Raw genomic sequence first — 20,190 nt, 5'->3', positions numbered from 1 at the left:
CTCGCGAACTGTGGCGTCGGGATTTTACGACGAATGGGTCGGTGGCGGATCCGCTTTCGAGGCGGGTTCGATAGCGTTCAGTGATGGACCGGGTCACTCTCGTTCTCGCGTCACCACGCGGGCGATTTTTCTGCGCGAACGTCGCGTACATGTGCAGTACGGACGAGCGAGCGGCCGAGCATTGCCGTCCCCGAACGCCTGCGGACCTGCTCGAGGTAATCGAGGCAGTCGATGTTCGAGCCATGTCGGGGCTGTCCGAACTGGACCTACTCGACGCTCTCGCGTTCGCGACGGATTGGGCACGGTACTGGCAACCGCCGGACGAGGAGGACGTCATGTTCGCCACGCCGGCTACCGTGGCGGCTTTGCATCCGGTCGCTGCCGCCTTTCTGGACTCACCGCTTATCCGGTGGTGGGCTGAGCCGGTCGACCTCGACAACCAGCGGATGGTTGGCCATCTGCCTTCGAACGAGGAGTGGCCGGAATCGACGATGCCGTACCGCAGTACAGCTGTCGGCCTCGATCATTGGCGTGACCACGTCCTCGCGGATGAAGCACGGTTTCGCACTTGGCGAATCGAGCGTCCGGACAACGCCATCGGTGGTGAATGGTGGTCGACACCGTTACCCAGTGCCGCCTTGGTGACCAGCCGGGCGCGGGAGGGCGTGGGCGCACTGGAATTGCTGCTGGAGGAGGACTCGTTCGGCGGGGACGAAGCGCGGGTCTGGCCGGTCTCGATCCGCCGCACACCGCGGGTGTACGAGATCACGAATCCGACGGACTGGGCGCGGTTGGTCGACGCGTATCCCTTGGCCGTGCCCGAGTCCAAGCGCTCCGACTGGTTCGACACCACCGGGGAGTATCACGACTGGTGCATTCCTGACTGGGTTGCGGTGGCCGACGACTACGACGCCGTGCACCTCACTTTGCACGGCTACCTGACCACACCCGGTCTCGCAATCCCATTGGCAGACAACGAGGGGGCTACGGTCCTGGCCGGTTGGAACCCGGACGCGACGTGGTGGCTGAACAGCGAGGTCGCTCACGTCGACGACGAGCCAGCCTTGTGGCGACGGTACGACGACCGCTGGGTACGAGTCTGAGCTCCGGAGAAAGATCGGTGACCGGTCAGCGATGGGCATCTGCGACCTCACCGAGGCGCGGTCGAGGCAAGGTCGAGGTCGCGGGCCTAACAGGGGCCGGCCGAACGATTCGAGCGACCGGCCACCGATCGGAGTCGGACACCAGAATCTCGGCATAACCATGCATGAAGAACGGGTTGCGGTCCTGGTCGACAAGCCGTATCCGTTCCACGCGGGATGCCGACCGAGTGCGGTTGAGGAGCGTCCCGGGGCGATTGCCGAGCTAACTCACCTCTCATCTGCACGTAACCTACCGTTACGTAACCTACGATAGCGTAACCTTATGGCGATTTCGGATGTCACGACGTACACCCACCTGACCGAGGCGGATGTCGAAGCGGTCGGGATCGAGTTCGACACGATCCGCCGCGACATCGAAGCCTCGCGCGGCGAGCGTGATGCCCGGTACATCAGAAACGTGATCCGGCTGCAGCGGTCACTCGAAATCAGTGGGCGTGCAGCATTGTTCGCGAGCCTGTTCCCACCGACGTGGCTTGCGGGCACCGCGATGCTCGGCATCGCCAAGATCATCGAGAACATGGAACTCGGGCACAACGTGTTGCACGGTCAGTGGGATTGGATGAACGATCCGGAGATCCACTCGTCGTCGTGGGAATGGGATATCGCCGGCCTGTCGGAGCACTGGAAGCACACCCACAACTACATCCACCACAAGTACACGAACGTGGTGGGAATGGACGATGACGTGGGCTACGACCTGCTGCGGGTCACTCGCGATCAGCGGTGGACGCCGCTGAGCGTCGGCAACCCGGTCTACAACCTGGTGCTGCAGCTGTTCTTCGAGTACGGCGTGGCGTTCCAGCATCTCGAGCTCGGCAAGGTTGTTACAGGCCGCGTCGATCGCGAGGAGTTCGAGCGCAAACTCCGCGACGTGCTCGGGAAGGTCGGCCGCCAGGTGCTCAAGGACTACCTCGTCTACCCGGCGCTCACCGGTCCGGCGTTCCTGACCACCTTCACCGCGAACCTGACGGCGAACATGATCCGCAACGTATGGACGAACACCGTGATCTTCTGCGGTCATTTTCCTGACGGCGCCGAGAAGTTCACGAAGGAGGACCTCGAAACCGAGACACGGGGCCAGTGGTACCTACGACAGATGCTGGGTAGCGCGAACTTCGAGGCCGGCCCTGTCCTGGAGTTTCTGAGTGGCAACCTCTGCTATCAGATCGAGCATCATCTGTTCCCGGACCTGCCGAGCAACCGCCTGCGGGAAATCTCCGTGCGGGTGAAGGCACTCGCCCAGAAATACGACCTGCCCTACACGTCGGGTTCGCTGCCGGTGCAGTACTTCCAGTCGTGGCGGACCATCGCCAAGCTGGCACTGCCGAACACGTTCCTCACGGCGACCGCCGACGACGCACCCGAGACGGCGTCGGAACGCAAGTTCACCGACCCGCGCCCGCAGATCGATCCGGTCACGGGCAACCGCCGCGGGCTGTTGACAGCGCTGCGCGCTCGTGCGGGAGTCTGACACGTCACGGCGCTGGGATGTCCGCAGATGTGACCCGACCCCAACTCCGGGTTCCGTCACGTTCGACCCCCAGAGACCTCGGGGCGGGTACCGCAAGCGAGCGGCGTCGGCTCGCTCACCTTTGATCAGCGACCTTCTCGGCGATACGCGCACTCAACAGACCTCGACAGGCGTTCGCCCCAGGCGGGGTGTTTCAGCTCAGTGCGGGGCTGGGCCCGCCCGTCACGGGAGGGTGGGTGTGCTGGAGTTCGGTGTTGATGCGGCGGGCATCGGCGAGTTGGTCTTCGAGAATGATGATGCGGCACGCGGACTCGAGCGCGGTGCCCTGGTCGATCAGTTCGCTGGCGCGGGCGGCGAGACGGAGCTGGTATCGGGAGTAGCGGCGGTGCCCGCCCTCCGAGCGTCCGGGGGTCAGTAGCTTCGCGGCGTCGAGGCTGCGAAGGAATGCCTGTGTCACGCCGAGGATCTCGGCGGCGTGGCCCATGCTGTAGGCCGGGTAGTCCTCGTCGTCGAACTTCGCGGCCGGGCCGCGGTCGGGCGAATCTTGCTGAATGGGTGACACCTTGTACATGGTCAGGGCCCCCGGCGCCGTGAGGCACCGGGGGCCGGAGGGGTTTACACTTCCATATTCACTGCACGGGCCCTTCTGCTGCCCAGTCGGAAATTGCCGGGGCCACACACTCAATCAACCCTTTGTCCCGGCACATCCCTGTCTTGCGGTAGTGCTCTGCGGGTAGTTCGTGCCCTCCCGCACCTTCTGAAATCTTTCCTTGCGACGAGAGAGACTCTACAACGCCGAAACGTCAATGTCTACATTGACCACTGAAGAATTTGTGGACTGAGTCGACCAGGGATTTTCCTTCGAACAGGCAGGGACGTTGGTTCCGTCGACGTCGGCGGAGGGTCCCGTCTCCGGTCCGGCTCTCGATGATCGATGACCGGGACGGACGAAGTCGGGAGTCGTAGTAGGCGACGTGGAGTATGTCCGTTTGGCTGGGATCCGGTGCGATCGTCGAGGCGCGGTTCTACGGGTGGCAGGATCAGCGGTATCGAGATCGGGAATTCGATGTGAGTGCCCGGATCGAGGTTGTAGGGAGTATCGGCATGGCGCAGGGCATTGTGAAGTGGTTCAACAGTGAGAAGGGCTTCGGTTTCATCGCACCAGACGACGGAACTCCGGATGTCTTCGTGCACTACTCGGAGATCTCGGGCGGTGGTTTCAAGTCGCTCGATGAGAACCAGCGTGTGGAGTTCGAGGTGGGCCAGGGGCAGAAGGGCCCGCAGGCCACGAATGTGCGGGCTGTCTAACCAGTCTGCGGGACCGCATCCGGTGGGTGCGGTCCTTCATTCGTTAGCCGGGTGAGGATCGGCTAACGAGATAGCGACCGATCTGAGGATTTCCGACAAGTTTGTGAGAATCAGGCACTGTGCCGGCAGCGAGAACCCGCAGGTCGGACGCACTCAGAGGTGACACCGAGCCTGGAACCTGCAGTTGTTCGGCAGCATCGACAACCCGACGCGGTCGTCGATGCCGATGCCAGCAGTTCGGAGCAGTCCCGCCGCCCAGCAGGTCTGCGCCTGGAAGTCGGCGTAGGTCAGGGTCACGTCATCGAGCCTGAGGGCGACCCGGTCCGGATGCGCCGAGCCGTCTCGAGAAGGTTGGTTGCGGGGTTCATGCGGTGTCTGCGGCCTTCGGATCGGTCATGACGCCGTGCTCGGCCCAGTAGCGCACGTGCGGGAGGTCTTCGTCGAGCCAGTAGGCGGTGTCCTCGGTCACCACGAGGAGTTCTTCCCACTTGACGCCGATGTCGCCCTTCCCGATGTGCGGCTCGATAGCCCACAGGCCCGGCTCACAGGGACGGTCGGACTCGCTGTTCCACAGGGGCTTGTCGTGGTTCGACGGGCGGACGATCCCCTCGACCATCTCGCCGGTCAAGTAGGCCACCGCTTGCGCGCTGAAGTTCTTGATACGGAACGTCGGGAGTCCGAGCCCACGGATCCGGCTGACCCTGTGGGCGAGGACGCCGCCCGGGTAGTAGGAGTGCACGTTCTCGTAGCCCTGGTCGGCAATGATCGCGTCGACCTCCTTGTAGATCGCGCCACGCGTTTCTCCTGCCTGCACCATCTCCAGGATCCGGCTGCGGTACGGCGCAAGGGCCATCCGCGCCTGATGGAACTCGTCCGTCGGCTCGCCGAATGTGCACGAGTAGCCCATGTCGGAGGCCGCCCTCCCCGAGATCGGACCGACATCGAGGATCACGGCGTCACCCCGACGAAGCGGCCGGTCGGTCGGCAGGAACTGCTTGCCGAAATGCGCCATCTTCGGGCTGAGCAGATCCTTGACACCGTTGCCCGACGGCTTCGCGAAGCCAGCGAAGCGGGTGCGGTCGCCGAACCAGGCGAAGCCGTAATGGAAGAACCGGGTGACGCCGCGGGCACCGAGCCAGTCCTCCAACATCGTGGCGGCCTGTCGCTCGGTCATGCCCTCGAAGAGCTCCTTCTCGATCGCGGCCGTGGCGTCGTAGGCCAGCCGCTGCGCGGCCTTGAACTCCTCCAGTTCGGCTGCGCTGAACTGTTCTCTGGTCATCTGCTCGTCCCTTCCGGTGACAACATCTTGGGACTTCCATCGTCGACGCGACGCGGCCGTCAGGTCTTGACAAAAGGCGACATTGATTTGACAGTTGGCGACATGACCGTGATCAGGGGCACATCGCTGAAAGGATTTGCCGAGCTCGTCACCGAGCTGGGTGTGGATCCGTCGGCGCTCCTGGCCCGTGCTCGGCTGCGCGCCGAGGCGGTCGGCGACCACGACAGTTTCATCGACTACCGCAGCGTGATCACGGTCCTCGAGTTCGCTGCACAGGCCACCGGGACGCCGGACTTCGGGCGGCGGCTGGCACAGCGGCAGGGCCTCGAGATCCTCGGTCCGGTGGGTGTCGCCGCGCGCACGGCACCGACGGTCGCCGCCGCAGCCAGCGCTATCACGCGCTATCTGGCCGTCTACAGCCCCGCGCTACGGGTGACGATCGACCCGCGGCCAGGCCGCCGGCACGCCTGGTTCGACTGGCGGATCGTCGCCGAACGGATTCCCCCGCATCGGCAGGGAGCCGAGCTCGGCATCGGCGTGTCAGTGCAGATCTTCCGCCTGCTGGCCGGGCAGGACTTCACGCCGTATGCCGTCAGTTTCCGCCATCAGCCAGCCGAGGACGTAGCCAACTACGCCGCCTACTTCGGATGCCCGGTCGACTTCGGGACCGATTCGACCGGCTTCCTGTTCGACCAAGAGGTACTGGCTCAACGGTTGGACGCGGACTCCGCGGTTCACCAGGTCGTTCAGGACTACCTGGACTCGATCGCCGCCCCGGAGGACACCCAGCTCGACGGCTCCGTCCGTCACCTCATCAGGCGCATGATCTCCACGGGCGGACTCAATATCAAACTGGTCGCCGATCATCTCGCGGTCCATCCGCGCACCCTGCAACGTAATCTCGCGGCGCACGGCACCAGTTTCGGCGAACTCGTGGAGGAGGTCCGCAAGGATGAGATGCAGCGGTATCTCCGCGACACCCACCTACCGCTGAGCCAGGTCGCTGGACTCCTCGGCTACAGCGAGCAGAGTGTCCTGACACGCTCATGTCGGCGGTGGTTCGGTGTAAGTCCCACCGCGGTACGGGCAGCAGCCGGATCTGGAGCACTCATGGCGTAGCAAGGGGACCCGCCCGAGGTGATGCGCGATCTCCAGCACCAGCTCCGTGCGGAGCCGGTGCTTACCCGGACGGCGGCCGAGAGTTGGGTGGCTCGTTCCACCCGCTGGAGAACCGGTGATACAGGTCAGGGAACCCGAACGCTCTCGAGGCGTTCGCGAGAGCGAGTGCGGGTTTGACGAAGCACAACACGACGGCCCATCTATCGATGGTAGGGCCCGGTCCGGGTAACCATCCCTCTGCGGTGATTCACGGCCAGGTGGACCTGAGGCGCGAACCCGGCCGCATCTGTGTCTTGCACACCATATCGATTTTCGACGGGATTACTTGTCAGGGAGCGCGGTCGTGATCGAAAAGCCTGCAATCCATTCCGGGATCTCACGGTAGAACGTGGAGGTGACGCGGTACTTCCCGGTGGCGCTGAGGGCCGCGTACGCGGCGATCCAGGTACGTACTTCGTGGGAGGAGTGCCCGGCCTGTTCGACGAACCAGTCGTTGGTCCAGGAATCGATCTGTGTGAGGTCGCCGGAGGCGAGCACGTCGAGCAGGCGCTGATCCCATTCCGGGTTCAACGGCGCGATGGTGGCTACTCCGGCGGCGAAGTCGCGGCCGGCGGTGATGACCCGTTGTTCACGGGCGTGGCGTTCCTCGGCGGTGGGGTTGCGGCCGTCGATGAGCTTGTCCTTCACCTCTGAAGGTGCGGTGGCGAATTGCGGTACCGGCGGATCGTGGGAGAGTCCGCCGGAGCCGACGAACAGCACCCGCTTGTCCAGCTGGGCTGCGGCCCGGCCGATGGCCTCGCCGAGCAACCGGATGCGGCTGACGGGGCCGAGGGGTTCGGCGACGGAGTTGATGAAGATCGGCACGGTGGGGACCGCGGTGATCGAACCGACGAGCAGTTGCAGGGCCTGGGCGAAGCCGTGGTCGACGTGCATGCGTTCGGAGAATGCGACGTCGACGCCGCTGGCGAGGACTTCGCGGGCGAGAGCACAGGCGGCGTCGCGGTCGACGTCGAGTGGGCCGGCTTCGGTGCCGTAGTCGCCGACCGATTGTGCTGCCGCGCCGATGCAGAACGGGGGCAGTAGGTCGTAGAAAACTCCGTTGTAGTGGTCTGGGGCGAAGATGACCACCAGGTCGGGGGCGAAGTCGGCGATGAAGGTACGCGCGTTGTCGAATGCGGCATCGACGTCGTCGATCACGTTTTGGGCGGGGTCGTTTCGTCCCATCAGGGGGGAATGCGACATCGCGCACAGCGCTACGGGCATCGGTGGTTTCTCCTCGAGCTGTCTTCAGTCCTCGATTTCGCCGCTGGGTCGCGGAAGGGACTGGGGTGGTGAGTGTGGCGAGACGTGGGATCCGGGCCGGTGCCTGCCGGGTTCCAGGGGGCGGGCACCGACCCGGGGTCTATATCAGCTACGGCCGAGGAGGAAGTCCAGGTGCAACGTGTTGAAGGTGTCGGCGTCCTCGTACTGCGGCCAGTGCCCGCAGTTCTCCATGATGGCGAGCTGCGCGCCGGGGATGTGGGAGGCGATGCGCTTGGCTTCGTCGACGGGGCCTGAGGGGTCTTTGGTGGTCCACAGCACCAGCGCGGGGACGGTGATGCCTTCGAGTGTGGCGTCGGTGATCATGTTGCGTTTGCGGGTTTCCGGGTCCTGCAGGGCCATGTTCAGCTCGCAGGCCTCGAGCCAGTCCGGTTGCTGGAAGATCGCCTGCCGGGTGCGGATCAGGTCGTCGGTGACCATGGCAGGGTCGGCCATGAGCCATTCCAGGCGCGCCTTCACGCGTTCCCAGCTGGGGTCCTTCGCCGCCTCCATGGACAGGGTGTAGAGGCGTTCCATCACCTTCGGGTTGGCCATGGTTCCGCCCATGGTGTTGAGCACGATCCGGTCGACCTTCTCCGGGTGATCGTGCGCGAACTGGGCGGTGACCCACCCGCCCAGTGATTCGCCGGAGAACGAGGCCTTCGCCACGCCGATCGCGCCCATGAACTGCAGCACGTGGTCGATGTAGTGCTTGATCTCGAGGGGGTGGTCGGGTTTGGTCGAGTAGCCGTGCCCGATGAAGTCGATCGCCCAGACGTTGAAGTGCTCGGCGTGCACGGCCAGGTTGCGGACGTACGCTTCGGCGTGGCCGGTGATGCCGTGCAGCAGGATCAGTGTCGGCTTGGAGGTGTCGCCGGCGTGCAGGTACCGGGTCCGGTATGGGCCGGCCTGGATGAAGCCCTGGCTGAACTCGACCTGGTTCAGGTCGTTCCAGACGCTGGTGTACGGGCGGGTCATCGGTTCTCTCCCTCGAATATGGTTGTGGCGGAGGCGGGTTCGGCGTCCGCGGGGGTGGCGTGCGGGACGGTGATCGGCACCGCCTGGGTGTTGTACTGCGGTTCATCGGTGGCCGCCGCGGTCGACTCGCCGGGGCCCGACGTGCGGTCGAGGACTGCGGTGAGCGCGTCCTCGAGGCTCACGAGCGCTTCGCTGTCGTCCCAGACGGGGGCACTGTGCCGCCATGCGATGTAGCCGTCGGGACGGATGAGAAGAGCGCCGGCCTCGTCGATGTCGCGGACCTGCCGCCAGTAACCGTAGGGGTCGATGGTGCCGGGTTCGCCGACGACCACGGTCCGCAGGAAGGGGACATCGAGTTTGGCGGCGGCGCGCTTCCACGCCTGGCCGCCGAGTCCGGTGAGCAGGGTCATCATCCCCTTGCCGGTGACGTCGAGGGTGGAGATGCGGGTGCCGTCGGCGCCGACCAGCCACGCGTGCGGGAGCTTCGCGCCAGGCCGGGTGGTGGCCTGCAGGTACAGCTGTCGGTCTCGGGTCCACTGTTCGTCGCCCGCCTCGGGGTCGGGGGCGACCGCGGAGGAGATGTAGCGCTGGTTGAGTTCGACGCCGTGGGCGTTGAACTCGGTGTTCTTGAGCTCCAGCGCCTCGTACAGTCGCTCGCGTAGGGCGACGCCCTCGGGCGAGGGTTCCTTCAGCTTCGCCAGCCCGGCCGCGACCGGATCGTCGCCGCCGGGGGCGAACCATTCGCGCAGCCCGGCGTAGTCCTTGCGGGACTGGTTGGCGCGGGCAACGATCTGCTTGCCGACCGTGACCCGCTCGGAGGAATAGGACTCGAGCAGGCCGTCTCCGGCGTATCCCTTGACGACGAACGCGATCTTCCACGCCAGGTTGAACGCGTCCTGAATGGACGTGTTCGATCCCAGTCCGCTGCTCGGGGGGTGCCGGTGCACGGCGTCGCCGCCGCACAGCACCCGACCGGACTGGTAGTGCTCGGCGTACTGCTGGTTGACGTACCAGAAGGAGCGCGAGACGATCTCGACGTCCAGGTCCGGGTCGCCGACGAGGGTCCGGATCTGTTCGAGGACAACGTCGTCGGAGACGTCGGGCTGGCCGTTCGCCATGTCGAAGCCCCAGCCGGCGATCCACTGGTCCCACGGCTTGATCGCCCGCAGCAGGCCCATGCCGATCTCCCCGAACCCGGCCTTGGAGTTGACGATCCAGTGCAGGATGCTCGGCCGGTGCGCGACGTACTTGCTCAGGTCCGCATTGAAGAGAACGTAGGCGGTACCGGCGCGGGCGAGTTCACCCTCGAATTCGAGCCCGATCTCCTCGGCGATCTTCGAGCGCGCACCGTCGAAGCCGAGCAGGAATCGAGCACGCTGGCTGAATTCGGTGCCGGAACGGACGTCACGGAACCGCACGGTCACCCCGTCCTCGTCCTGGGTGTGGTCGAGGTATTCGGTGTTGAAGCTGATGATCGCACCGCGTTCGGCGGCGTTCTTGATCAGCACCGGCTCCATCAGCGGCTGAGGGATGTCGAGCATCGTGCACGGGCTGCCGGACAGGTAGTCGCCGTACCGGTTGTCGCCCGTTCCCCAGGTCTGCAATCGGACGATTTCCTCGCCCGCCAGACTCGTGGTGAACAGGGTGTCACCCATCTGGTCCCACGGCGTCGCGTACTTGCGTGCCTCGTCTTCGACTCCCAGGTCGCGGAGTACTTCGACGGCGCGCTGGTTGGTGATGTGCGCGCGCGGCGAGTTCGCCACCCAGGGGAACATCGAGATGGCGTGGACGCGCAGTCCGTACGTGGCCAGGGCGAGTGCCGCTGTGCCACCGGCGGGGCCGAGTCCGACGATCACGACGTCGGTGTCGTAGGAGGTGAGCTCGTGTTCACTCATGTCTGTCATCACTTCACTTGTCGAGGACGCGCAGGGTCTCTGCGCTGTCCGCATCGAGGACTGTCGGAGTCGAAAATGTCTCGGCGTCAACCGTGTTCGAGATGGAGGCCGCCCGGTCGCGAACGAGTTGGTGGGCGGCGCCTGCGCGGCCCCATCCGCCGGGCAGCAGGATCACCGAGACGATCGAGATGGCCGAGACGATCAGCAGGTACGTCACGATCGAGGTGCTGGACTTGGTAGAGGCATACAGGGCGGTGGCGATCGTCGGTGCGAATGCCGAGCCCGCGACCTGCGAGAGGGTGTAACCGATCGAGACGCCGCTGTAGCGCACGTCCGCGTCGAAGACCATCGTGAACAACGACCCGGTGACTCCGGCGGCGGGCGCCATCGCGATCCCGAAGACCAGTACCTGAGCGGCCATGAACAGCCAGGGGTTGCCGGTGTTGATCAGCGCGAACGCCGGACCGATCACCACCCCCATGGCCACGGCTCCGAGCAGGTACATCGTCTTGCGGCCGAATGTGTCGGAGAGGGAACCGAAGACGGGGTAGAGGATGACGGCGACGATGCCTGCGACGAATACCCCGGCGAGCGCGAAGGTGCGGCTGATGCCCGCGACGGTGGTGCCGTGGGAGACGAGGTAGGCCATGCAGATGTAGGCGAACACTCCCTGGGACAGGTAGGTCCCCGCGATGAGGAGGATTTCCTTCCAATGCCTGCGGAATGCCTCGGCGATCGGCATCCGCACCACCGCGCTCTGCGCCTTCACCTCGGCGAAGTCGGGGCTCTCGGTCAGGGACAGTCGGATGAACAGCCCGATCACGATCAGTACCGCACTGAACAGGAACGGCAGTCGCCAGCCCCAGCTGAAGAATTGTTCGTCGGGCAGTTGGGAGACCGCGAAGAACGCCAGGGTCGCGACGCTGGTCCCGGCCGGGGCTCCCATCTGGGAAAAGGATCCGAAGAAGCCCTTCTTCGCGGCCGGGGCGTGCTCGACGGCCATCAGTGTGGCCCCGCCCCACTCGCCGCCGACCGCGAAACCCTGCACCAGGCGCAGCAGGGTCAGCAGGATCGGGGCGGCGATCCCGATCTGGGCGTAGCCGGGCAGCAACCCCATCAGTACTGTCGCCGAGCCCATTCCGACCAGGGAGATCACCAGCATCTGCTTGCGGCCGACCCGGTCCCCGAAGTGACCGAAGACGACACCGCCGAGCGGGCGGGCGAGAAACCCGACGCCGAAGGTCGCGAATGACAGCAGGATTCCGATCGCCGGGGATGCGTCAGGGAAGAACAGTTCGGGGAACACAAGTGCGGCGGCGGTGCCATAGATGAAGAAGTCGTAGTACTCGACCGTGGTGCCGATGAAGCTGGCCATCGCCACCCGTAGCGGTGAGGTGGGTGCGGGCTTCGCCGCGGAACCGGGTGTGTTGCTCATGGTCGGGCTTCTCCGATCCGCGGGCCGCAGCATGCCGGAGCCGCGTGGATCAACCTGCGCGAAGCGGTCGTCATGGCCGCTCCTTTCTCTGAAGGGGAGTGAGAGAAACATTCGCAACTGGAATGCTAGACGTCTAGAAGTGAAGCTACGCCGCTGCTCGAGGTGACGCAAGTCTCTCCGAGGGAGGTGATGCGGCCCTCGGCATTCACCGACGCAAGGTGTGGGTCGCCGGTGATGGGCATTTCGCCCGGTGGTGGGTATGAAAAAGGCCCGCCCCGTGCAACGCGTGGTTGCGAGGGCGGGCCGCTGCGTGCGGTCTCAGCCGGCCAGGTCGCCAGCTTCGTCGCGGATGACCGCGATGGTTCCCACAATGTGCCGTTCCATGGCCTGGCGGGCCGCCGCCTCGTCCTTATGGCGAATCGCCTCGGTGATCGCGTGGTGATCGTCCTGGCGTTCGGGCAACGCGCTCGACAGCGGGTTGGTGATCCCGGTGGTGTTGATCAGGAAGTCGGACATGTCCCACATGCGCTGACTGGTCTCGGCCATGATCCGCGAATGCGCCATTGCGTGGATGGCGGCGTGGAATTCGCGGTTGTGGATGCGGTATCCGTGGGCCCGCACCTCGGGGTCGTGAGAGTGGAGCAGCGCATCGATCCGGGAGGAGATCAGGTCCAGTTCGAGGAGCTGCGCGTCGGTCCGCCGGGCGGCTGCGACCGCCGCGATCGTGCCCTCGAAGCCCCCGAACAGGGTGAAGAAGTCCTCGACCTCACGCTGGGTGTAGGAGACGACCTCACATCCGCTCTGAGGGAAGATGTAGACGAGTTTGTCGCTGGACAGGCGGCGCAGGGCGTCCATGACGGGCTGCTTGCTGACTCCGAACTCCTGCCGGATCGACTCGACTACGATCTTCTCGCCCGCCGGGTAGCGTCCTTCGAGCAACCTTGTCTTGAGGATGTCGTACATGGCGGCCGAGAGCCGTGCACCGGAGGTCCGTGCGTGCGCGAGAAGGGCGGCAGCCGCCGCATCGGTGCTGGTGGTGCTCATAGGTACACGCTTTCGTCGGGCGCGCTGATCATGGTGTCCCCCTCGTCTGCGGCGCTCACCACAGTAACTTGCATTCTAGTACTTGTGGCTCGCGTCACTGTCAGCTACATTCATCTGGAACGCTAGAATTCCAATTTTGAGGTGCAGGGCTTGGCCTACCAGCGCAGCGGGCCGGCGGCAACTCTTTCAAGAAGAAGACCACGCCGCTCAATGCCGTTCCGTTTCAACGGAATTGCTACCGCTGCGCGGCGAGTCCCTGCCTCGGGACCCGAACACACCGTCCCGGAGTCGCCCCTCCCGCGAGCTCATCGCCCCTCATTCATGAAGTCGAACACACAGCGGGTCAATGCAAGGAGAAGAAGATGGAATTCTGTATCGGTACCTGCGCCAAGATCGACCAGGTCGCGATGGTGAAACAGGCCGAGGATCTCGGCGTCACGCACTTCGGTGTCGGCGAAGGCCCCTTGCTGTTTTCCGACCCGTACCAATTCCTCGCCCTCGCGGCCCAGCAGACCAGCTCGATCAACCTGGGCACCATGGTCACCAATCCGCTGACCCGGATCGCCCCGGTCACCGCGAACTCCATGGTCACCCTCAACGCCCTGGCCCCGGGCCGCACCTTCCTCGGCATCGGCACCGCCAACAATGCGCTGCGCTCGATGGGTAACCGCACCGCGAAGATCTCCGAACTCTCGCACGCCATCGAGGTCTCCAGGGAGCTGATGGCCGGTCGCCGCGTCACGCACCACTGGCTGGGACAGTCCCGGGAAGTGGAGTTCCTCGACAAGGACAACGGTTTCTACAACGTCACCGACGACATCCCCATCTGGGTTGCCGCCGGCGGACCGCGCGGGCTCGTCGAAGCGGCCAAGTACGCCGACGCCGTCGTCTACTGCCTCGGACCGAACGTCGAGATGATCAAGCTGATCCGCAATCGCCTCGACAAGGCGGTCGCGGACGCCGGCCGGGCGCCGGGTTCGGTCAAACTCGTCTCCCTGTCCTGGTTCTACCAGCTCGGCAACGGCGAGACCTGGGAAGACGGCGTCACCAACGGCTTCGGCTCCGGACCGATCAGCTCATGCATTACCAACGCCGGCTTGATGAACGCCCACCGCGATCAGCTGGGCGACTCCATCGTCGATGCCTCCCTCACCGCCGCGCAGCAGTACCTCGGCGACCCGAAGGCCCCGGACCAGCCGCACTACCTCGACGTCTGGGCGAAGTACCTGCGCGGACTCGACCCCGCGCACCGCCCGATCATCACCAAGGAACTCTTCGACTACTGGTGCCTCTACGGATCTCCCGCACAGCTGCGGGAAAAGGCGGCGCTGATGCGCGAGGCCGGCGTCGACATCCTCCAGGTCTTCCTGTCCAACCCCTTCACCGCAGCCCGCGACATCGACAACATCGGCCACTCCATCCTCGCCCACGCCTGACCCCATCACAGCCAGGAGCTTCATCATGGAACTCGACCCCCGCACCACCGCCGCCGTGGCCGTTCACTGCCAGGGCGACGTCGTCGGACCTACCGGCGCGTTCGCGGACTTCTTCTACCAGCAGGTGACCGAACGCCACGTCATCGATCAGGTCTCCGCGGTCCTCGGCGCGGTCCGCGACGCCAATGGCACCGTGGTTTACACCCGGGTCGCGTGGAAACCGGACTTCTCCGATCTCGAGGTCAACTCACCGCTGCTGGGTATCGTCGCCCAGTCCGGCTGCCTCAAGGAGGGCAGCGAGCTCGTCGAGATCGTCGAGCCGCTGAAACCGCACGGCGACGACATCGTGCTCACCCACCAGCGGATCGGCGCCTTCGCCGGGACGAACCTCGACACCATCCTGCGCGGCAAGGGCATCACCACGCTCCTGTTCACCGGTGTGGCCACCAACGCCTCCGTCGAGGGAACCGCCCGGGTCGCAAGCGATCTCGGCTACCGCGTCGTCATCGTCGAGGACGCCTGCTCGGCGGCCACCCCCGAAGCGCACCGGGCGAGCATCGACTCACTCGGGCTGCTGGCTGAAATCACTACCGTCGACGAGGTCCGCACCGCCCTGAACAACGCCGTCGCCGGCACCCCCGCCTGACCACACCGAACCGAGCGCTGGTGCGGCCACCCCGGCAAGCGCACCAGTCCGTAGCCGTGCCCACAATCCCACCCGAATACAAGAATCACCAGGAGTTTCCGTTCATGAAGTCCACCATGCGTGTCGCCCGCCTGCACGAGATCAACCAGCCGATGCAGATCGAGGAACTCCCCGTACCCGAGCCGCGCCCGACCGATGTGCTGGTGCAGGTCAAGGCCTGCAACGTCGTGCCGAACCTGAGCAACGTCCTGGCCACCTACAGCGAATGGTTCCCCTACCTGCCGCTACCCAAGCTGCCCGCCGTCTTCGGCCTCGACTCCGCCGGTGTCGTCGCCGCCGTCGGCAGCCACGTCACCGACGTCGCCGTCGGCGACCGGGTCTACGTCAACCCCGGCATCTCCTGCGGCGGTTGCCGCGCCTGCCGACAAGGTCAGGATCAGAACTGTGACCGCTACACCTTCATGGGCTACTTCTCCTTCGGCGCCGACGGCCAACAGATCTTCGATGCCTACCCCTACGGCGGACTCAGCGAATACCTCACCGCCCCCCAACGCAACCTGGTGAAACTGCCCGACTCCGTCACCTTCGAGGAAGGCGCCCGATTCGGCTACCTCGGCACCGGCTACTCCGCGTTGCGCAAGGCCGGCGCCGGTCCCGGCTCGACGGTGCTGATCGACGGCATCTCCGGCACCCTGGGCCTGGGCACCTGCCTGAGCGCCCTCGCGCTCGGTGCCACCCGCATCTTCGGCACCGGCCGCAACGCCGACCTCCTCGAGGACGTCCGAGCGATCGCCCCCGACCGCATCCGCGTCCTCCCCGCCGGCGGAGGCGGCCTGCGCAGCTGGGTCCACGAACACAACGACGGCGAGGGCGTCGACATCGTCATCGACTCCCTCGGCCCCGGCGCCCCCGCCGAATCCTTCCTCGACGCCATCACCACCTTGCGCCGCGGCGGCGTCGCCGTCGACATCGGCGGCATGATGGAACGCCCACCACTGGACATGTTCTCCCTGATGTGCAGCCAGATCAGCGTCCTCGGCAGCCTCTGGTTCTCCACCGCCGAAGCACAGGACATGGCCGACCTCGCGGGCGCCGGTGTCCTCGACCTGTCGGTCTTCGAGCATCACAGCTTCCCGCTCGAGAAGATCAACGAGGCCCTCGCCGACCTCCCCGCCCGGCATGGTGGCTTCACCAACTTCATCAGCACCCCCTGACCGTCGAGCCCCGCAGCCAGGTGGTGCGGGGCTCGACCCCTGATTCCCGCAGGAGTGCGCACGATGCGGGCCTTTGGAACCATGAGACACGGCGATACACCCGTCCCTGGTGGGGTGAACTGGCGACTGGCGGCTCTGTACCGGATCGTCAGCCCCGCACTGTTCTTCCACCCCATCAACGAGCGCGGGCCCAAACGGCACAAGCGGATCGTAGAGGCGAAGAAAATCTGCTCCCAGTGCCCCGTCCAACAGGCATGCCGCGACCACGCGTTGACCCTCGGGACTGTCAGAACATCGGTGGATCCAGTTCTGGCGCATGAATCTAGATCACGGTTGGGGTGATTCGGCCTTCGAATGTGATAGCAAACGCGTTGAGGGCCGGCTTCCACCTCGTCACCCATCGTGCTCTTCCCTTACCCGTCGGGTCCAGCGACCGGGTGGCGAGGTAGAGGCACTTGAGCGCGGCCTGCTTATTAGTTACGTGGAATCAGAACGAGGCTGGAACGATCTCGGCCAAGGAAACCACGGAACTGGGAGGCAGGCTTGGGAACGGTGGTGCTGGAGGAGAAGTGGCCGGTGCTCGGCAGACACGAACGCGCGGCAGGCTGGTTGCGAGTGTGGGTCGATCTGGGTCGAGCACCGCGGACGATCGACGCGTATGCGCGCGGGCTGGCGGAGTTCCTGCAGGTCTGTGAGGACCATGGCATCGACCCGGTCGCCGCGAACCGGGCGGATGTCGCGGTGTTCGTTCGCGAGCTGACCGGGCGGGCCAGCCGTCGCGGCAGGAACGTGGTGTCGATCGATTCCGGGTGTGGATTGGCAAATGCCACGATCCAGCAGCGGCTGGTGCCGGTGCGGTTATTTTTCGACTTTTTGGTGGAGGAAGGTGTTCGGGAATCTAATCCTGTTGGTCGAGGCAGGTATACGCCAGGGCGGAAGTGGGGTGGACAGCAGCGTGGCCTGGTGCCACGGCTCGTGAAACTTCCGTGGATTCCAACCGAGCAGCAGTGGCTCGACATCCTCGCCGTCGCCGCGGCCGAGCCGCCGCGTAACCGGCTGATGCTCGCACTGGCCTACGACGCCGCGCTGCGCCGCGAGGAGTTGTGCTCCCTGCGCACCGACGACCTGGATCCAGCTCGTCGGATGTTACGAGTGCGGGCGGAGACGACGAAGAACCGGCTCGAGCGAATAGTGCCGTATTCGGCGCCAACCGGGGTGTTGCTGCAAAAGTATTTGACGCATCGAGCGACCATAAGCCAGGCCCGAGGACCGCTGTTTCTGTCCGAGTCACGCCGCAACCATGCCGATCCGTTGAGTTTGTGGACATGGTCGAAAGTGGTGCGACGCATCGCAGTCGATGCGGGAGTGCCGCAGTTCTCCACCCACACGACCCGGCATCTGTGCTTGACGGACCTGGCACGGACGGGTTGGGAACTACACGCGATCGCCACCTTCGCCGGACATCGCAGCACCGAAACCACACTCACCTATATCCACCTGTCCGGGCGGGAGCTGGCCGACAAGCTCGCTCTCGGCATGAACCACATCCACTCATGGCGGGTGGAGATGCTGGCTCGCCTCGACGAGCAGGAGACCAGTCGCCGATGACAATGATGATGAATTCGCAGACAGCACCATCCGTTTGGGAGTGGCCGCTACGGCTGGATCGTTTCCGTCGCCACGGGCGGCTCTCGAAGAACGAGTCCGATGCGCTGCAGACCCTCGGTTTCGACCTGCTACGGCTCGACCGGGAGCGCGAACACCCGCAGTGGCAGGCGATTGCGCGGTTGACCGCACCACTGGACGAGGCGATCGCGGCTCTGCACTGGCATCCCGACACCGTGTTCCAGCGACGGTTCGCCCGCTACGCCACCGCGATCGTCCTGCATCGCTGCGGTGAGCTGGGCCGCGACTTCTGGTCCTGGTCGACGCAGGAGTGGGCCGAGCTGCTGCGCCCACAGCAGCTGCGGGAGCGTTTCCGGGGGCAGGTCGGCATGCAGGCACGTCCCTATCTGCTCGTTCATGCCTATTTGCTCACCGGGTTCACCGCATTCGATCTGGTCGGCCCGTTCGCGCGGCAGACGTTGGCGCAGCGGATATTCGGTTCCGTCAGCGTCGATCAGGCGGTCGAGCCGGTTCGCGCGGTGCTGAACGGATGGGGATATCGTGCCGCGAATCTGGAGTCGATGATCTGCACCTTGTTGCTGCTCAACCGCAGCCCGATGCTGAACGAGCTCACCTCATCGGCGCTGGACCGGCTGCGGGCGGACGCGGCGATCGAACGGCACTTCCACGGCCGCCACCTGCACGGCGTTCACCGGGCTCTGGCCACGCTCGGCCACACCGGCCCTCCACCGGCACCGCGATACGGGGACGGGCCCGTCCCCATCACCGGCACCGCCCCGGGCTGGGCGCAGGCGGTCGAACGCTGGCACGCCACCGCGACGGTCCAACCGAGTACCCGCGACACCCATCGCGTCGTGCTGGCCAAGATCGGCCGTTGGCTCGCCGCCGACCATCCCGATATCACCGGGCCCGCTGACTGGACACGGCAGACCTGCTCGGCCTGGATCGCCGCCGTCGACCGCATGCATGTCGGCGACCACATCCAATCGGAGAGCTGGCGTGAGAGCCGCATCGAACAGCTCGGAAAACCATTGTCGGCGAAAACGAAACGCACCTACATCCGGATCGTCCGCACTTTCTTCCGCGATATCCAGGACTGGGACTGGATCCCGCGTCGATTCGACCCCGCGCGAGCATTGGAAACCCCGCGCAGCATCCGGGCACTGCAAGGACCCGACCCGCGAGTGATCGCCGATGACCTCTGGGCCAAACTTCTCTGGGCCGGCCTCAACCTCGATCCCGGCGACCTGCCCGCAGGACCCGGGGCCCACCCGGTCGACATGGTCCGCGCCGTCACGCTGACCTGGCTGTTCGCCGGCCAGCGCAGCGACGAAATCGCCCGGCTTCGGGTCGGCTGCATCCGCTGGCAACACGATCAGCCCGCCGTCGTCGATGACCGACAGCAGACCGACTCATCGGTCTGTCTGCTCGATATCCCTACCCACAAGACTGGCACCGCGTTCACCAAGCCCGTCGACCCGTTGTTGGGCCGGGCGATCGAAGCATGGCAGGCCCTGCGCCCCGCGCAACCACCGATGCTGGACCGGAAAACCGGTGAGAAGGTGCACTTCCTGTTCGCAGTCCGGGCCGGGCGGATCAGCAAGAACTACATCAACGACACGATCATCCCCGCGCTCTGCCGCAAGGCCGACATTCCTGCCGCCGACGTTCGCGGGCCGATCACCAGCCACCGCGCTCGCTCCACCATCGCGACACAGCTCTACAACGCCAAGGAACCGATGACGCTGTTCGAGCTGCAGGCTTGGCTCGGGCACCGCAGCCCGGAATCGACCCAGCACTACGCCAGAATTACCCCGAATACCCTGGCCAAGGCATACAACGACGCCGGTTACTTCGCGCGCAACGTCCGCACCATCGAAGTCCTCGTTGACCGCGACGCTGCGACTTCCGGCGCTGCCGCCGTTGGTGAGCCTTGGCAGCACTACGACCTCGGCCACGGATTCTGCAGCTACACCTTCTTCGAGCAATGCCCGCACCGCATGGCCTGCGCCCGCTGTGACTTCTACATACCCAAAGAGTCCAGCAAAAGTGAACTCTTGCAGGCGAAATCGAACCTTCAGCGCATGCTCGTCAGCATCCCACTCACCGACGATGAACAAGCAGCCGTCGAAGACGGCCAAGCCGCCCTCGACCAGCTACTGCAACGCCTCGCCGACGTTCCGACCCCGGCCGGAACAACACCACGCCAACTGACCGCCACCCCGTTGCCGATCGTCGCCGTCAACCATGGCCGACCAGCACGAACTTGACAATCTT

At 65.3% G+C, this 20,190-nt stretch carries 18 protein-coding genes and 1 pseudogene; 10 read left to right on the top strand and 9 right to left on the bottom strand.

The genetic code is table 11. The features are described 5' to 3' along the window. The first annotated feature begins 242 nt into the window (after positions 1-242). Both H0B43_RS13375 and H0B43_RS13370 read left to right on the top strand, forming a co-directional pair. Complete coding sequence (locus H0B43_RS13375; protein ID WP_252189798.1) at positions 243-1,103, top strand: hypothetical protein; 861 nt, start codon at positions 243-245, stop codon at positions 1,101-1,103. A 322-nt stretch (positions 1,104-1,425) separates the two neighbouring features. Then, positions 1,426-2,634 (top strand): fatty acid desaturase, encoded by a 1,209-nt coding sequence (locus H0B43_RS13370; RefSeq protein WP_185727454.1) that lies wholly within the window; start codon positions 1,426-1,428, stop codon positions 2,632-2,634. Between the two features lie 193 nt (positions 2,635-2,827). Here H0B43_RS13370 and H0B43_RS13365 read toward each other — a convergent pair whose 3' ends face one another. Beyond that, positions 2,828-3,205 (bottom strand): MerR family transcriptional regulator, encoded by a 378-nt coding sequence (locus tag H0B43_RS13365; RefSeq protein WP_252189799.1) that lies wholly within the window; start codon positions 3,203-3,205, stop codon positions 2,828-2,830. 533 nt (positions 3,206-3,738) lie between these two features. Between H0B43_RS13365 and H0B43_RS13360 the strand changes: the two genes are divergently transcribed. Further along, on the top strand, positions 3,739-3,942 hold the full coding sequence (locus H0B43_RS13360; protein ID WP_185729979.1) for a cold-shock protein: 204 nt from the start codon (positions 3,739-3,741) through the stop codon (positions 3,940-3,942). Between the two features lie 153 nt (positions 3,943-4,095). Here H0B43_RS13360 and H0B43_RS43130 read toward each other — a convergent pair whose 3' ends face one another. Together H0B43_RS43130 and H0B43_RS13350 are read right to left on the bottom strand one after the other, a co-directional pair. Further along, positions 4,096-4,332 carry an AMP-binding protein gene (locus H0B43_RS43130; protein WP_397517515.1) on the bottom strand — a complete coding sequence of 79 codons (237 nt, stop codon included), beginning with the start codon at positions 4,330-4,332 and terminating at the stop codon, positions 4,096-4,098. Continuing rightward, positions 4,307-5,221 carry a Xaa-Pro peptidase family protein gene (locus tag H0B43_RS13350; protein WP_185727456.1) on the bottom strand — a complete coding sequence of 305 codons (915 nt, stop codon included), beginning with the start codon at positions 5,219-5,221 and terminating at the stop codon, positions 4,307-4,309. Before H0B43_RS13350 ends, H0B43_RS43130 begins: the two co-directional genes overlap by 26 nt. 102 nt (positions 5,222-5,323) lie before the next feature. Here H0B43_RS13350 and H0B43_RS13345 point away from each other — a divergent pair, with 102 nt between their 5' ends. Further along, a complete protein-coding gene (locus H0B43_RS13345; protein ID WP_185727457.1) occupies positions 5,324-6,340 on the top strand; it encodes an AraC family transcriptional regulator in 1,017 nt (338 codons plus the stop codon). Positions 6,341-6,661: 321 nt separating this feature from the next. Here H0B43_RS13345 and H0B43_RS13340 read toward each other — a convergent pair whose 3' ends face one another. From H0B43_RS13340 to H0B43_RS13320, 5 genes are all read right to left on the bottom strand, one after another. Then, positions 6,662-7,603 carry a 3-carboxyethylcatechol 2,3-dioxygenase gene (locus tag H0B43_RS13340; RefSeq protein ID WP_185727458.1) on the bottom strand — a complete coding sequence of 314 codons (942 nt, stop codon included), beginning with the start codon at positions 7,601-7,603 and terminating at the stop codon, positions 6,662-6,664. 144 nt (positions 7,604-7,747) lie between these two features. Beyond that, positions 7,748-8,617 (bottom strand): alpha/beta fold hydrolase, encoded by an 870-nt coding sequence (locus tag H0B43_RS13335; RefSeq protein ID WP_185727459.1) that lies wholly within the window; start codon positions 8,615-8,617, stop codon positions 7,748-7,750. Then, positions 8,614-10,521, bottom strand: a complete 1,908-nt coding sequence (locus H0B43_RS13330) for an FAD-dependent monooxygenase (RefSeq protein WP_185727460.1) — start codon at positions 10,519-10,521, stop codon at positions 8,614-8,616. The genes H0B43_RS13335 and H0B43_RS13330 overlap by 4 nt, the downstream gene beginning before the upstream one ends. Positions 10,522-10,525: 4 nt before the next feature. Beyond that, a complete protein-coding gene (locus H0B43_RS13325; protein ID WP_185727461.1) occupies positions 10,526-11,947 on the bottom strand; it encodes an MFS transporter in 1,422 nt (473 codons plus the stop codon). 318 nt (positions 11,948-12,265) lie between these two features. Continuing rightward, complete coding sequence (locus H0B43_RS13320; protein WP_185727462.1) at positions 12,266-12,991, bottom strand: GntR family transcriptional regulator; 726 nt, start codon at positions 12,989-12,991, stop codon at positions 12,266-12,268. A 362-nt stretch (positions 12,992-13,353) separates the two neighbouring features. Here H0B43_RS13320 and H0B43_RS13315 point away from each other — a divergent pair, with 362 nt between their 5' ends. The 4 genes from H0B43_RS13315 (at position 13,354) to H0B43_RS13300 (ending at position 16,629) form a co-directional block, all read left to right on the top strand. Continuing rightward, on the top strand, positions 13,354-14,427 hold the full coding sequence (locus tag H0B43_RS13315) for an LLM class flavin-dependent oxidoreductase (protein WP_185727463.1): 1,074 nt from the start codon (positions 13,354-13,356) through the stop codon (positions 14,425-14,427). 25 nt (positions 14,428-14,452) lie between these two features. Next, entirely contained in the window at positions 14,453-15,073 is a 621-nt protein-coding gene (locus H0B43_RS13310; protein WP_185727464.1) for a cysteine hydrolase family protein, read from the top strand. A 104-nt stretch (positions 15,074-15,177) separates the two neighbouring features. Continuing rightward, the gene (locus tag H0B43_RS13305; protein WP_185727465.1) at positions 15,178-16,287 is read left to right on the top strand and encodes an alcohol dehydrogenase catalytic domain-containing protein; all 1,110 of its coding nucleotides are present in this window, start codon (positions 15,178-15,180) and stop codon (positions 16,285-16,287) included. A gap of 63 nt (positions 16,288-16,350) precedes the next feature. Continuing rightward, positions 16,351-16,629: a WhiB family transcriptional regulator gene (locus H0B43_RS13300; protein ID WP_185727466.1), complete on the top strand. Its 279-nt coding sequence runs from the start codon at positions 16,351-16,353 to the stop codon at positions 16,627-16,629. Here the strand turns inward: H0B43_RS13300 and H0B43_RS13295 are convergent. Continuing rightward, positions 16,610-16,771 (bottom strand): annotated as a pseudogene (locus H0B43_RS13295) (IS256 family transposase); the annotation flags it as partial. The gene H0B43_RS13300 and the pseudogene H0B43_RS13295 sit on opposite strands and share 20 nt — an antisense overlap. Before the next feature lie 68 nt (positions 16,772-16,839). Here H0B43_RS13295 and H0B43_RS13290 point away from each other — a divergent pair. Together H0B43_RS13290 and H0B43_RS42830 are read left to right on the top strand one after the other, a co-directional pair. Beyond that, a complete protein-coding gene (locus H0B43_RS13290) occupies positions 16,840-17,895 on the top strand; it encodes a tyrosine-type recombinase/integrase (protein WP_312037639.1) in 1,056 nt (351 codons plus the stop codon). Next, positions 17,892-20,183 carry a tyrosine-type recombinase/integrase gene (locus H0B43_RS42830; protein WP_185726419.1) on the top strand — a complete coding sequence of 764 codons (2,292 nt, stop codon included), beginning with the start codon at positions 17,892-17,894 and terminating at the stop codon, positions 20,181-20,183. The genes H0B43_RS13290 and H0B43_RS42830 overlap by 4 nt, the downstream gene beginning before the upstream one ends. Positions 20,184-20,190: the final 7 nt, after the last annotated feature.

The organism is Rhodococcus sp. 4CII, assembly GCF_014256275.1.
Lineage (GTDB): Bacteria > Actinomycetota > Actinomycetes > Mycobacteriales > Mycobacteriaceae > Rhodococcus_F > Rhodococcus_F wratislaviensis_A.
This window is presented reverse-complemented; position numbering and strand designations above follow the sequence as displayed.

Coding starts and splice junctions, on each gene's coding strand:
- H0B43_RS13310 (WP_185727464.1), top strand. CDS start 14,453: ATGGAACTCGACCCCCGCACCACCGCCGCCGTGGCCGTTCACTGCCAG.
- H0B43_RS13320 (WP_185727462.1), bottom strand. CDS start 12,991: ATGAGCACCACCAGCACCGATGCGGCGGCTGCCGCCCTTCTCGCGCAC.
- H0B43_RS13305 (WP_185727465.1), top strand. CDS start 15,178: ATGAAGTCCACCATGCGTGTCGCCCGCCTGCACGAGATCAACCAGCCG.
- H0B43_RS13370 (WP_185727454.1), top strand. CDS start 1,426: ATGGCGATTTCGGATGTCACGACGTACACCCACCTGACCGAGGCGGAT.
- H0B43_RS13325 (WP_185727461.1), bottom strand. CDS start 11,947: ATGAGCAACACACCCGGTTCCGCGGCGAAGCCCGCACCCACCTCACCG.
- H0B43_RS13375 (WP_252189798.1), top strand. CDS start 243: ATGTCGGGGCTGTCCGAACTGGACCTACTCGACGCTCTCGCGTTCGCG.
- H0B43_RS13360 (WP_185729979.1), top strand. CDS start 3,739: ATGGCGCAGGGCATTGTGAAGTGGTTCAACAGTGAGAAGGGCTTCGGT.
- H0B43_RS13330 (WP_185727460.1), bottom strand. CDS start 10,521: ATGACAGACATGAGTGAACACGAGCTCACCTCCTACGACACCGACGTC.
- H0B43_RS42830 (WP_185726419.1), top strand. CDS start 17,892: ATGACAATGATGATGAATTCGCAGACAGCACCATCCGTTTGGGAGTGG.
- H0B43_RS13340 (WP_185727458.1), bottom strand. CDS start 7,603: ATGCCCGTAGCGCTGTGCGCGATGTCGCATTCCCCCCTGATGGGACGA.
- H0B43_RS13300 (WP_185727466.1), top strand. CDS start 16,351: ATGCGGGCCTTTGGAACCATGAGACACGGCGATACACCCGTCCCTGGT.
- H0B43_RS13350 (WP_185727456.1), bottom strand. CDS start 5,221: ATGACCAGAGAACAGTTCAGCGCAGCCGAACTGGAGGAGTTCAAGGCC.
- H0B43_RS13315 (WP_185727463.1), top strand. CDS start 13,354: ATGGAATTCTGTATCGGTACCTGCGCCAAGATCGACCAGGTCGCGATG.
- H0B43_RS13335 (WP_185727459.1), bottom strand. CDS start 8,617: ATGACCCGCCCGTACACCAGCGTCTGGAACGACCTGAACCAGGTCGAG.
- H0B43_RS13345 (WP_185727457.1), top strand. CDS start 5,324: ATGACCGTGATCAGGGGCACATCGCTGAAAGGATTTGCCGAGCTCGTC.
- H0B43_RS13365 (WP_252189799.1), bottom strand. CDS start 3,205: ATGTACAAGGTGTCACCCATTCAGCAAGATTCGCCCGACCGCGGCCCG.